15 protein-coding genes are annotated in these 12,043 nt (G+C 59.2%); 11 read left to right on the top strand and 4 right to left on the bottom strand.

What is annotated here, in order from left to right:
• The first annotated feature begins 3 nt into the window (after positions 1 to 3).
• The 5 genes from urtC (at position 4) to ACZ1HK_RS18625 (ending at position 4,061) form a co-directional block, all read left to right on the top strand.
• On the top strand, positions 4 to 1,158 hold the full coding sequence (gene urtC / locus ACZ1HK_RS18645; RefSeq protein ID WP_472629947.1) for an urea ABC transporter permease subunit UrtC: 1,155 nt from the start codon (positions 4 to 6) through the stop codon (positions 1,156 to 1,158).
• Positions 1,155 to 1,895 (top strand): urea ABC transporter ATP-binding protein UrtD, encoded by a 741-nt coding sequence (urtD, locus tag ACZ1HK_RS18640; protein ID WP_472629946.1) that lies wholly within the window; start codon positions 1,155 to 1,157, stop codon positions 1,893 to 1,895. The genes urtC and urtD overlap by 4 nt, the downstream gene beginning before the upstream one ends.
• Positions 1,896 to 1,898: 3 nt before the next feature.
• Positions 1,899 to 2,594 carry an urea ABC transporter ATP-binding subunit UrtE gene (gene urtE / locus ACZ1HK_RS18635; protein WP_472629945.1) on the top strand — a complete coding sequence of 232 codons (696 nt, stop codon included), beginning with the start codon at positions 1,899 to 1,901 and terminating at the stop codon, positions 2,592 to 2,594.
• A 246-nt stretch (positions 2,595 to 2,840) separates the two neighbouring features.
• Positions 2,841 to 3,596 carry a hypothetical protein gene (locus tag ACZ1HK_RS18630; protein WP_472629944.1) on the top strand — a complete coding sequence of 252 codons (756 nt, stop codon included), beginning with the start codon at positions 2,841 to 2,843 and terminating at the stop codon, positions 3,594 to 3,596.
• 228 nt (positions 3,597 to 3,824) lie between these two features.
• Positions 3,825 to 4,061 (top strand): hypothetical protein, encoded by a 237-nt coding sequence (locus ACZ1HK_RS18625; RefSeq protein WP_472629943.1) that lies wholly within the window; start codon positions 3,825 to 3,827, stop codon positions 4,059 to 4,061.
• 701 nt (positions 4,062 to 4,762) lie between these two features.
• On the opposite strand, the gene ACZ1HK_RS18620 is transcribed toward ACZ1HK_RS18625, so the two are convergent.
• Positions 4,763 to 5,584, bottom strand: a complete 822-nt coding sequence (locus ACZ1HK_RS18620) for a lytic murein transglycosylase (protein ID WP_472629942.1) — start codon at positions 5,582 to 5,584, stop codon at positions 4,763 to 4,765.
• Between the two features lie 774 nt (positions 5,585 to 6,358).
• Here ACZ1HK_RS18620 and ACZ1HK_RS18615 point away from each other — a divergent pair.
• The 3 genes from ACZ1HK_RS18615 (at position 6,359) to ACZ1HK_RS18605 (ending at position 8,998) form a co-directional block, all read left to right on the top strand.
• Positions 6,359 to 7,339 carry an ABC transporter substrate-binding protein gene (locus tag ACZ1HK_RS18615; RefSeq protein WP_472630882.1) on the top strand — a complete coding sequence of 327 codons (981 nt, stop codon included), beginning with the start codon at positions 6,359 to 6,361 and terminating at the stop codon, positions 7,337 to 7,339.
• 73 nt (positions 7,340 to 7,412) lie between these two features.
• Complete coding sequence (locus ACZ1HK_RS18610; RefSeq protein WP_472629941.1) at positions 7,413 to 8,231, top strand: ABC transporter ATP-binding protein; 819 nt, start codon at positions 7,413 to 7,415, stop codon at positions 8,229 to 8,231.
• Positions 8,228 to 8,998, top strand: a complete 771-nt coding sequence (locus ACZ1HK_RS18605) for an ABC transporter permease (RefSeq protein ID WP_472629940.1) — start codon at positions 8,228 to 8,230, stop codon at positions 8,996 to 8,998. The genes ACZ1HK_RS18610 and ACZ1HK_RS18605 overlap by 4 nt, the downstream gene beginning before the upstream one ends.
• Positions 8,999 to 9,309: 311 nt before the next feature.
• On the opposite strand, the gene ACZ1HK_RS18600 is transcribed toward ACZ1HK_RS18605, so the two are convergent.
• Positions 9,310 to 10,131: a hypothetical protein gene (locus ACZ1HK_RS18600; RefSeq protein ID WP_472629939.1), complete on the bottom strand. Its 822-nt coding sequence runs from the start codon at positions 10,129 to 10,131 to the stop codon at positions 9,310 to 9,312.
• On the bottom strand, positions 10,118 to 10,585 hold the full coding sequence (locus ACZ1HK_RS18595; RefSeq protein WP_472629938.1) for an ABA4-like family protein: 468 nt from the start codon (positions 10,583 to 10,585) through the stop codon (positions 10,118 to 10,120). Before ACZ1HK_RS18595 ends, ACZ1HK_RS18600 begins: the two co-directional genes overlap by 14 nt.
• Before the next feature lie 99 nt (positions 10,586 to 10,684).
• Here ACZ1HK_RS18595 and ACZ1HK_RS18590 point away from each other — a divergent pair, with 99 nt between their 5' ends.
• Genes ACZ1HK_RS18590 through ACZ1HK_RS18580 form a run of 3 tightly spaced genes read left to right on the top strand, consistent with a single transcriptional unit; the run spans position 10,685 to position 11,336 of the window.
• Positions 10,685 to 10,954 carry a TetR/AcrR family transcriptional regulator gene (locus ACZ1HK_RS18590; protein ID WP_472629937.1) on the top strand — a complete coding sequence of 90 codons (270 nt, stop codon included), beginning with the start codon at positions 10,685 to 10,687 and terminating at the stop codon, positions 10,952 to 10,954.
• 32 nt (positions 10,955 to 10,986) lie between these two features.
• Positions 10,987 to 11,196 carry a hypothetical protein gene (locus ACZ1HK_RS18585; protein ID WP_472629936.1) on the top strand — a complete coding sequence of 70 codons (210 nt, stop codon included), beginning with the start codon at positions 10,987 to 10,989 and terminating at the stop codon, positions 11,194 to 11,196.
• The gene (locus ACZ1HK_RS18580) at positions 11,187 to 11,336 is read left to right on the top strand and encodes a hypothetical protein (protein ID WP_472629935.1); all 150 of its coding nucleotides are present in this window, start codon (positions 11,187 to 11,189) and stop codon (positions 11,334 to 11,336) included. The genes ACZ1HK_RS18585 and ACZ1HK_RS18580 overlap by 10 nt, the downstream gene beginning before the upstream one ends.
• A 28-nt stretch (positions 11,337 to 11,364) precedes the next feature.
• Here ACZ1HK_RS18580 and ACZ1HK_RS18575 read toward each other — a convergent pair whose 3' ends face one another.
• A complete protein-coding gene (locus ACZ1HK_RS18575) occupies positions 11,365 to 12,015 on the bottom strand; it encodes a LysR substrate-binding domain-containing protein (protein ID WP_472629934.1) in 651 nt (216 codons plus the stop codon).
• Positions 12,016 to 12,043: the final 28 nt, after the last annotated feature.

Raw genomic sequence — 12,043 nt, 5'->3', positions numbered from 1 at the left:
GGCATGACACGCAATCGCTCCGTCCCCATCTTCATCGCCATACTTGCCGCCTTCGCCCTTGGCGTGACCGTCATGTCCGAGGCCTATGGAACCGGCGCCATATCAGTCAGCTTTACCAAGGTGCTGGGGATGACCCTTTGCCTTTGCCTCGCAGCACTGGCGATGGATCTGGTCTGGGGCTATTGCGGTATCCTCTCGCTTGGCCATTTCGCGTTTTTCGGGCTTGGCGGCTACGGCATCGGCATGTGGCTGATGACAGCGCGGACCGAAGCCGTGGTCCGCGCCAACCTTGCCAACCAGGTCATCCCACCGACCGAGGTTGAGGTCAGCGACGCCACCGCCCTGCAAATCTTCTCAGTCGTCGGTGGCGAGGATTGGCCATGGATGTGGGCCGCCTCCGACAGCCTGTTCCTGTCGCTGGTGCTGATCGTTCTTGTCCCCGGCCTTCTGGCGCTGGTCTTCGGCTGGCTTGCCTTCCGCAGCCGCGTCACTGGCGTGTACCTCTCGATCCTGACCCAGGCCATGACGTTGGCCCTGTCGCTGTACTTGTTCCAGAACGACACCGGCCTGCGCGGCAATAACGGCCTGTCGGGCCTGCAGAACATCCCCGGTGCCGAGGCGATTGGCCAGGATCGTATCTCCATCTGGTTCTTCTGGGCCTCTGCCGCAGCCTTAGGGCTCACCTATATCGGCGCGGCCTGGTTGGTCTCAGGCAAGTTCGGCAACATCGTCCGAGGCATCCGCGATGATGAACAGCGCGTCCGCTTCCTCGGCTACAAGGTCGAAGCCTACAAACTCTTCGTCTTCACCCTGACCGGCATGATCTGCGGCATTGCAGGCGCGCTCTATTACCCGCAAGCCGGCATCATCAACCCAGACGAGATCGCGCCCATCGCTTCAATCTACTTGGCCGTCTGGGTGGCCATCGGCGGGCGCGGGCGGCTCTATGGTGCCGTAATCGGGGCGGCGGTCGTCTCACTTCTGTCGACCTACTTCACCGGCGGGCGCGCCCCTGACATCAACCTCGGTCTCTTCGCAATCGAGTGGGTCGATTGGTGGCCAGTCCTGCTGGGTCTGGGCTTTGTGCTGGTCACACTCTTTGCCCCCAAGGGTCTGGGCGGTCTGGTTGATTACATCGTGCGGAAGGACAGGACATGAGCAGCCTCTTGGAAGTCCAGGGCATCTCCGTCACGTTTGACGGGTTCAAGGCCATCAACGATCTCAGCTTCGAGATCAGCCTGCCCGAACTGCGCGCCATCATCGGCCCCAACGGCGCGGGCAAAACCACGTTTATGGACATTGTCACGGGCAAAACTAGACCCGATGAAGGCACCGTGCGCTGGGGGGATCTCGGCCGCTCCCTCCTGACCAAGTCCGAGGCGCAGATCGCACAGGAAGGCATTGGCCGCAAATTCCAACGCCCCACCGTGTTCGAGGATCAAACCGTTTGGGACAACCTGCGGGTCGCCCTGAAAAAGCCCCGCGGGCCGGTCTCTGCCATCTTTGACCGCGTCACCGAAACCGACCGCACCCGCATTGCAGACATTGCCGCCGAAATCGGCCTGACAGACCGGCTGTCTGATATGGCAAGCATCCTCAGCCACGGGCAAAAGCAGTGGTTGGAGATCGGGATGCTTCTGGCCCAAGACCCCAAGCTTCTGCTGGTCGACGAACCCGCCGCGGGCATGACAAGCGAAGAGCGTGAACACACAACCACGCTTCTCAAACGATTGGCAGAAACCCATGCCGTCGTGGTTGTCGAACACGATATGGAATTCGTCCGAAGGCTCGACTGCCGTGTCACGGTTCTGCACGAAGGCTCCGTTCTCGCCGAAGGCTCACTGGACCACGTCATGAAAGATGAACGGGTCATTGACGTATATCTGGGGCGCTAGGCGATGTTGCAGACAAAAGACCTGACCCTTCACTACGGCGGAAGCCAGATCCTCAATGGCCTGTCGGTCGAGGCCAAGGTTGGGGAAGTGACGTGCATCATGGGCACTAATGGGGTCGGCAAGACCTCGCTCCTGAACGCGATCTCCGGCACCCACCCGATATCGGGCGGCGATGTCGCGCTCCACGGCACCTCCATCGCAAAGCGCCCGGCCCATCAGCTCGCCAGCCTCGGCATCGGCTATGTCCCGCAGGGCCGCATGATCTTCCCGCTCCTGACCGTGCGCGAGAATCTGGAAACGGGCCTGGCCTGCCTCCCCAAATCCGAGCGCGTCGTCCCCGACCGGATCTTTGAGCTCTTCCCGGTCCTGAAAGACATGGAGAAACGCCGCGGCGGCGACCTTTCGGGCGGCCAGCAACAGCAACTCGCCATTGGCCGCGCCCTTGTGACCCGCCCCAAGGTTTTGCTGATGGATGAACCGACCGAGGGTATTCAGCCCAACATCATCCAACTGATCGGTCGCGTGATCGCGCAACTCCGTGACGAGGGAGAAATGGCGATTGTCCTGGTCGAGCAATATTTCGACTTCGCCTTCAACCTCGCCGACCAGTTCTACGTGATGCAACGCGGACAAATCAGTTTCGAGGCCCGCAAATCCGAAACCACACGCGACGCTGTCCAATCCGCCTTCAGTCTGTGACCCAAAGGCCCCGCGCTTCCCCGAGCACTTTGACCGCGCCAAACGTCGACCCCGCCAACGCGGGATCTGGCGGCGTTTCATTAGATGATATTGAACGGTGGCGCAGACAGGGAGTGATCAAGAAAGGCAGGGTCGCACCAGAGAATTATGGAACTGAAAGAGCGCGGTCTGCGTTCCGCTCCAATGAACAGATCCCTCTCCTCTGCAAGAATTGGCAACCTGGCGCTAATCGCTGTGGTTGTCCTCATGCTCTTTGTCATTCTGGACCAGGCGCAGGGGCTATTTGCACCGATCATCAGCGCAATTGTTTTGGGCATCGTCCTCGCCCCGTTTTGCAACGTGCTGGACCGATGGCGCATTCCAAGTGCAGCAGCCGCCATGATGATCATGGCGGTCTTTTTGTGTGCAGTTGCGCTGATCTACCTGATCGTGGAGCCGACAATCAGTGAGGCCATCCGCAACGCCCCGATCATCTGGTCCGAGATGAGAACCCTGTTCGATAGCCTGCGCGGGGCCATGGAGGGAGTGCAGGTTTGCGGCTGTATCATACAGATGGCCCTTGGCAGCGTCCAAACGGGTGTTGTTGTGCGTTTCATCGGTCATCGAATTGCCTCCTTCCAAAATACTGTCGGATTGATCGGCTTTGATCGCGCAGTCTGCGGCGGCCAGGCGGGCATCGAAGCCAGCCATTTGCGGCGTTGGCTGCCGAAATCCTGTGACGGTTGGGTGAGCGGTTTCATCGTAGCCGACGCACGAGCCAGAGCGACGCGTGGCAGCTTTCAATGCCATCCAAGCGAGGCCGGCGCCTGTCACGACCAACGGCCCGGGATTGCGCCCAGATCATGGAAGACACGGCCGCCCTGGTTATTGCGTCAGGCGGTCTCGAACGCACGTTGTCGGCACCGCAATTCGACGCATGGGTTCGCAAAGGCACACCGATTGTCTTGCTCGAGGACGAACACAGATACGACGATGCAGCGAAATACGGTTTTCACCTTCTGAATGAGCCCTTTCGCACCGAGGATGTTGTGGCCCTGTAAACCGATGGCGCGGGCCATTAGTGGACGAAGCTGACGCCAACCGCATCGCGAGATGCCCGAAAGGGGCGAACGGTTCAACCTCGTGACCGTTCGCCTCTTTTCTTTTAAGAATTTGTTTTAACTGCAAAAAAGTCTTGGGACCTTCTGTTCGAAACCCCGTTGTCTGGTAAGAACCGGAGGAGATTGAGATATGAAAACCGGAACCATTCTCGCCATTGCCACCGCCGCGATCGTTGCCGTTGTTGGCATCTACATGATCGACATCGATCAGACTGAAGAAGCGACATTGCCGGACGTCACCATGGAAGGCGGCAATCTACCGGAATTCGACGCCGAAGTAGGCTCGGTCGAAATCACCGAAGAGACCGTGACCGTACCCGGCCTCGAAATCACACCGCCTGAGAACGACGATATCGCATCTAACTGATGTCCTCGTCCCACCAAACCGCAACCACGTTCCAAGGAGAGGCGCTATGAAGCGCGACCAAATTGAAGGCAAATGGACTGAAATCAAAGGCCCTCCTTGCGAGGGCCTTTTTCATGTCTGCGTTCGCAAGGGGGAGCTCCGAAAGGGGTATGGCTAACACTGGGCATGGGCATCTCGGCGTAGCTTGCTGAAAGCGGTCCACGAGCTTGCCTCGACTACCCTTCTTGTTGGTCGGTCAGCGCTTCGCGGGTATGCCCTGGGACGTATGAGTGACACCCGAACGCGCCACGCGGTGAACAGTGCTTTTGGCTGAAGTGGTGCGCAAAACGCATAACGCCTGGGGATTTGGCATCGCCATTGCTATTTCAATGGCGCGAACATGCGGTGCGGATGTAACAGATTTATTGAATTCACCGTATAGTCGGCTGCCTCAGATCCTTCGGCAAGCCAGTCCGTTTTTGCTACGCTGCTCGGCTTCAAGGTCCTGACTTTAAGAGCGGTCTTCAGGCCATGCCCCTCGGCCAACACAGTCGAAGGCAGCCAGGTCATCGACGGGCAGGTGACAATTGAAGGCGAGGACGTCGTGACGGCAGCGACCGTCTCCCTCCGCCTTGCGCATTGCAGCAAGGTGATCTCCCACTGGATGTCCGCTTAGGGCCGAAAGTGGTCGACGCACTGACGTCTTCACGTCCCGCCCATGGCTAGGACTGGACCTCAATCTGGTTTGCCATGATCGCGATGGCACGCTGATAGACCGGCGCCGCATTCCATGCTTCGATTGCTGCAAAGTTGCGCTGGCCTTCCTGATACCCTTGACCCGGCCGCCAGCCATTCTGGCGCAGAAAATTCGCGGTCGAAGCCAGGGCATCCGTCAGATTGTTTAGGTCTATGCGCCCATCGCCATTGCCATCTACGCCGTAGCGGAGAACGTTGCCTGGCAGGAATTGCGTATGTCCCAGTTCACCATGCATCGCGCCGACTGCACTGGGGCTTATGACACCGCGATCCACGAGCGTAAGCGCAGCCAGCGCATGTTCGCTGAAAAAAGCCGAGCGGCGGCAGTCATAGGCCAGCGTTGCAATGGCCGACAGGACGTTCGCATCGCCCATGAAGTTGCCAAACCCGGTTTCCATTCCGTGAATGGCGACGATCACGGCTGCGGGCACGCCGTACGCCCGCTCAAGCGAGTCGTAAAATGCAGGGTTTGCAGCGATCCGCTGTCGGCCTTGCCGCACAATCGTATCGGCACCACGAACGCGCATGAACTCTTCAAGGGAATAACTGAAGGAGCGCTGATTGCGGTCAGCCGAAATCGTCCGCGTGGCGTAAGTCGTGCCAGCCAGTGCTTGCAACCCGGCGGGACCGATACCTGCGGCGGCGGCCTCCGCCGCGAATTCCTGCTGCCAACGGGAGAATCCGGAAGCGTCATTGCCGCACGTGGCACCCGTGGCCGCCAAGGGTGCGGCAAGGAGAAGACAGATCAGTGTGGCGCGGCGAAAGGCACAGGTTAGGCTTGCTTGCACGATACATCTCCGAAAACGACTGAATGGCTTTGGCGGGTTCGTGAAAAGGCTAGCATGAGAAAAGCGCGCATGGGCAAAATATCGTTTCGTAGATGCAAAGGACCTGTGAACGGTGTCTTATGCAGCCCCTGCATCGATTTTCGATGCGGCCCAAAGCGATCTATCAAGAAACCTCGCGCGCTTCGGTTTCTGGGCCGTCTAGAATGAACACGGCCAACCCACGGCTGTGAGTTTGAAGCGAACAGTTGCGACAATTGACGGAGCCATTGCCTCGGCTAGCCAGGCATCGGGCTTTCAGCCCGGCGGCAGGAAATGCGCAAAGTCCTGCAGGGCAAGCCGGATGCGCCCCAAAACGCAGCGTGATCTACCAGTGCCTGCTTTGACGATGCAGCAAGGCAGCGTGGGACGAGCTACCTAGGGTGCTTGAGTGGCGGTCTTTTTCGCGCTTGCCCGCGCGGCCGCGCCCATTTTCTGCTTTGCATCCAATGGAAGCTCTGAGCCCTGGACAACCAAAGACATCAACATGGGTTATCGCACATTCATTGCCATCGTTGCCGCGGCGCTTCTCGCGATGGCTTGAATTTAGTTCTGCACAGTATTTAATCAACGCGCCCACTTTTGAAGCAAATCCAGAAGGGGGGATATCGCAGTGTCTGTTGCACATTGACGCTCGCGATGGCCGCTGCACACGGTTTTCCACTGGCCGTTGTGCGGCCTTAAATACAAGGAGAGTTACCCGTGTTCACCCGTATGCTGCCTCTGCTGGCTGGCGCAATGCTTGTCGCAACGCCTCTGGCTGCCCAGGAAACAGAGATCAACTTCGCGCTCGACTGGCGCTTTGAAGGCCCCTCCGCCCCTTATTTCCTGGCGATAGACAATGGCTATTTTGCAGATGCTGGCCTCGCGGTCGAAGTGACTGCGGGCCAGGGCTCGCTCGACGCTCTGCCCAAGGTCGCCTCCGGTGCTTTCCCGATTGGCTTTGCTGACATCAACTCACTTATCCGGTTCCTTGATGCCAACCCCGGCGCGCCTGTCACGGCTGTGATGATGGTCTATGATGTGCCTCCATTCTCCATCGTCGGGCGTGTGTCTCAAGGCATTTCCGGCATCGACGACCTTGAAGGATCCATCCTGGGCGCACCGCCGCCCGATGGCGCTTGGGCGCAGTTCCCCATTCTGGCCGAGATCAACGATATCGACGTGTCGACCATCACGGTGGAGCCTGTTGGCTTCCCAACGCGTGAGCCGATGCTGGCAGAAGGCGCTGTTGATAGCGTGACGGGCTTCAACTTCTCGTCCTACTTGTCGCTTGCGCGCCTCGGCATCCCCGAGGACGACATCACCACGATCCTGTTCGCGGATCACGGGGTCGAGTTGTACGGCAATGCAATCATCGTGAACACGGACTTCGCCGCTGAGAACCCGGAGGTCGTCACGGCCTTCCTGACAGCTGTGGCACAGGGCACCGCCGCCGCCATCGCTGACCCCGCCGCAGGGGCCGCCGCAGTGATTGAACGCAACCCTGCAGGTGACGCAGAATTGGAGCAGCGCCGTCTGGAGCTTGCGATCGAGGCCAACATTCTCACACCCTATGTGATGGAAAACGGGATGGGCGGCATCGACCCCGACCGTTTTGCCAACGCCATTGAGCAGTTGCGCCTGACTTATGAGTTCGCCGCTGAACCCGATGCGTCGCTCTATTTCACGGACGCATACCTGCCCGAGGGCGACGTTTTGATGATCGCTCCGCAATAGGCCAAGTGCTATGCGATTGATCTGACTTGGGGCTGCCGTTTTGGTGGCCCCAAGTTTTGACGAAGGGTGGGACATGTCCGAGAATATGATCGAATTGAACGCGGTGACACATGCGTACCGCACCAAATCCGGGCCTTTGCCTGTGCTGGACGCATTCAATTTGCAGGTTCCAGAGAACTCCTTCTGCGCCGTCGTGGGCCCATCGGGCTGCGGAAAATCCACCCTGACCCGATTGGTATCCGGCCTGATGAAGCCCGATGTCGGGGATGTATGGTTGCATGGCGCGAAGGTGACCTCACCGCGCCCCACCGTCGGCATGGCCTTTCAGAACCCCGTTTTGCTGGAGTGGCGCACGATCCTGCAAAACATCATGCTGCCGCTCGAAATCGTCAAATCCCCGATGACCAAAGCGCAGGCCCATGACCGCGCGATGTCGCTGCTTGATCTGGTCGGTTTGGCCGGGTTTGAGAATAAGCGACCGTCCGAGCTTTCGGGCGGAATGCGCCAACGCGCCTCGCTTTGCCGATCCATCATCCACAAACCTGACGTCCTCATTCTTGATGAGCCCTTCGGCGCGTTGGATGCATTCACCCGCGAAGACCTGTGGTGCACCATGCACGATCTGCGACGGGCAGAGCCGTTCACCTGCCTTTTGATTACTCACGACCTGCGCGAAAGCGTCTTTCTCGCCGACCAGGTCGTCGTTATGTCCGGTAGACCCGCGCGCAGCCAATACGTGCTGGACGTCGATATCCCCGGTGTGCGCACGCTTGAAGATCTCTACACCCCGCAAGCGGCCGAGATGCTGGCAACGCTCCGCCATCAAATTCAGGTCGCCCAAGGCCGCGTGCCCGAGGAGCAAGAGAATGGGCTGCAGGAGGGCGCGGCATGAACGATACGTTCCGCAAATTCTTCGCCCCGACGATTTTCATAGTGGTCCTTCTCGCCCTTTGGGAATTCGCGGTGTGGTGGAACCAATTGCCGGACTTCCGCATGGCCTCCCCCTCAGACCTCGTGCCACGCTACATCCAGTTCTGGGACCTTTTCCTAATAAAATCCTGGGAAACCCTGTGGCGCACGGTTGTGGGCCTTTTCATCGCGGTCATCGTTGGCACGCTCTTTGGCATGATCATGGGCTTCTCCCGCTTCGCCCGCGAAGGCCTTTACCCGATCCTCGTGGGCTTCAACGCGATTCCTAAGGCAACCGTCGTGCCGATTGTTGCGCTGATGTTTGTGGGCGATCACAACTTCAACACCATCCTGATCGCCTTCATGATCAGCTTCTTCCCGATCGCCGTATCGGTCTCGATCGGCCTCAGCACGCTGGAGCCGGAATACCGCGACATTCTGCGGTCACTTGGCGCGACAAACACCACGATCTTCTGGAAAATCGCGCTGCCGAAAACCCTGCCGGAATTCTTCGGCGCGCTCAAAGTCGCGGTCACACTGGCGTTCATCGGCACCAACCTGATGGAGATCGTAAGCCCCCATGGCCGTGGGCTTGGCGACCTGTTCGACAGCGGGCGTATCAGCGCCGACTACCCTCTTATGTTCGCCGTTCTGTTCGCCATGGCCGCGCTCGGCATCATCCTGTTCTACATCGTCGTGTTCCTGGAGCGGATCTTTGCAGGATGGGCAGAGCGCACACCGGGGAATTAGGGTGTGATGGATCTTTGGAAAACGCGACTTCGGTACGATAAATGACGGCGCCTTCAGAGGTGCCGCGAACAGCCGTTTAGGTGAAGACGATTGTAACTTGCAGATATGCGGTTCCGCCATCGGGAGCGGGCTGGTCGCCTATCCCGGTTCACCATGCGCCAAGCTCATCGGCAGGCATTGTTGCAAAGGCAAGCGTTGGTGTCAGTACACCGATGCAGAGTGCGAGAAGTGAGGCCTTGAGAGGCAAAATTTCGCCTTTTCGCCGATGGCGTTGAAACCGGCCGCGCATGAGTGCGCGACCGGAGGGAGCGTTATCCAAGCGGGATCAGGGGCAGGCCCATCAGAGCTTGTGCAAAGATGGCCAAGGTCAGTACGGCATAGGCGAATGCGGCGATGCGAATGGTTCGGACGGCACCGAACCCCTCTCCGCCACGACCCAGCCAAAGCGCCAGAAGCGGCAGCGCCTGCATGGCGTGTAACGATGCAAAATGTGCCGGGCGCAGGTCACCAGTGACACCTGACCACCCCAGCAGCGGTAAGGTTGGTGCGCCGTCTGGGTGCACACCGACAAAGCGAGTGCTCCCGATGCTCATATAGCCTGCAACGATCATCGTAAGCACGAAGGTCAGCAGAAAGCCCAGCCAGATCGCTTCGCGCATTGCGGGGCTGACGGATGCAGCCTGATCGCGCTTGACGACCCAGCCGACGACGGCCGTCCCGACGACAAGGGCCACCGCGCCTACCGCCATGACGGTCGTGTACATCAACTCGGTAAAGGGCGTGGACAGGTTGAAGTGCGATGCCTCTCCGCGGCCTGCCTGATACATCATGTAGGCCATCTCGGAAAGAAATGCCGCCGCCATGACCCAGCCGGTGATCCGCAATGTCCAGCCGTCGCGGGCCCGGGCAGACAGACGGGTTTCGACCAACGCCAGAGTTCCGAAGAGTAGCGCGAAACTCAGCGCGAACTTCAATGGTTTCATCCAGACCGGAACGCCTTCGATCAGGCGCGGGTCCACAAAGCCCCAGAGGATGGACAGGGCGGCAAGGACAATTGCCACAACCGTGAGCGTGGTGAATTGTGTCGGCGTTGGGGCCTGGACAGCGGGCAGATTGGTTTCAAGCAAAGACATGATGCGTTCCTTCCAGGGATTTGGTTTGTGTTGGAATACGCCGGGCGCGCAGGCCCAGCTCGGTCAGGGCGGCGATCAGAAAGCCGAGCGGCCCGAGCATGAAGATCGACAGCAGGATCGGTGTCTGAACGAGGCGACCGACGCCGACGCGGTCCATCCGGGCCGCCATCACCGCCCCGATGAACAGATCAAAGGCAAGAAAGTGCACCCAGGCGGCAAGCAGCGCCCAGTCGTCGGCCAGAAGCGTGGCGACATTGGAAAGGCTGTCAAAGCCCCCACCCATGCCCGAGAAGCGGCTGAAGATCAGCGCGGCATAGACGGCAGACAGACCCGCAGGGATGATCCAAAGCGGGAGTGCGTTGAACCACTTAAAGCGCCGTGGACCAAGAATAAGCAAAGCCCACCCAGCCATCGCGGCGGACCCAACGTGAGAGAAGAGGAGTTCTGGAGTCATTTCATATCACCACTGTAAATTTCCATTGGTAACTTATTGAGTGCCATCTCTTGTAATGTCCAGAAGAAAAATTTACATTGGAAATATGGAGGCGCTACCATGCTGAAAGAAAACAGAAAAAAGTACCATCACGGCGACCTTAAAGTGGCTTTGATTGAGGCTGGCCTGGCAGAGCTTGAAGAAAAAGGGCTTGAGGCCGTCTCACTGCGCTCGATCGCGGCACGGGTCGGTGTAAGCCACACCGCACCCAAGAATCACTTCGACGGGCTGCGCGGATTGCTGACTGCAATGGCGACGGTCGGGTACCACCGCCACGCCGCCGAGATGCAACGGGGTGTAGAAGATCACCCCCTGGGAAAGCGCGCCTAGATGCGGCCTGCAACGGATATCTGCGGTTCGCCTTGGAAAACCCCGAACTATTCAAGCTCATGTTCACAAGTTCCTTCCATCTGGCGGAAGACCCCGAACTCAAGCAGGCGGGTTGGGCAAGTTACGGTGTTTTGCGCGACGTCGCCCATGGCCTTGATTGGGACAAAGCCGAGGCGTCGGGGGGCCTTGGCGCACGGAATGGATGCTTTGGAGCCTCGTGCACGGATACGCAATGCTGCTGATCGACGGCGAGATCCGGCGCGAAGATGATGGTTCTCCGCCGTTCAGAATGGACGAGATCATGCCCGATTTCGGCTACCGGCCGGATGTGGCCGAAAAACGACCAGACCCGTTCCAAGGTCAGCGTCGTAGTGAGGACTGACACCGGCAGCCTTTTCGGGTCACATGCTTCACTTCTCTGCGTTCGGCGACATCGATGCGCCTTCGATCAACTCTCGCCGATCCAGGACGGCTGATGAAAGCGCTTCGAAGGCTGCTCTGATCCGGGGCGATCTGCGCAAGCTGTCATGCGTGAGGATCCACAACGTCACCAGATCCCGCAGGCGGGTCGGAGCCAGCCTTACAAATTCGGGGTGGGCGTCTCCGAGGTAGCAAGGCAGTTCAACCGCAGCATGCGTCGCAAGCGCAATCGCGGCTTGCGCTTGGAGGTCGGAAACGGTCGCCACAACCCGCACCTTGTCGAAACCGAGCGATGCAAACGTTCGTTCCACAGCCGCGGTACTGGCCCATCCCACCACGGGCAAAGGCGCGTCGCCACGTTGAATGATCGAATGCGCCTTCCTGGACACGAAGACCGTTGAGCGAACCTGGCAAAGCCGTCGTCCGAAAAAGGAAGGCGCCGGCGCGTCCTGCATCCGCAAGACGATATCGGAATCTCTCCGGTCGAGATCGGCAAACTCGTCTCCAACCAAAAACGTCAGCGAGATGTCCGGATGACGCGCGCGCAAAATCGCCACAGCATCTGCCGCGACATAGGTCAGAAGGCTGGCGTTCATCGAGACCGTGACCGGTCCCTTCGCAATCAGTCCCGCGCCACCCAAAGATCGTGACCTTCCGCATGCAGCGCAT

The sequence above is a fragment of the Gymnodinialimonas sp. JB5-7 genome (assembly GCF_055693405.1).
The sequence above is the reverse complement of the archived record's forward strand: the minus strand, read 5'-3'. Positions and strand labels throughout refer to the sequence as shown.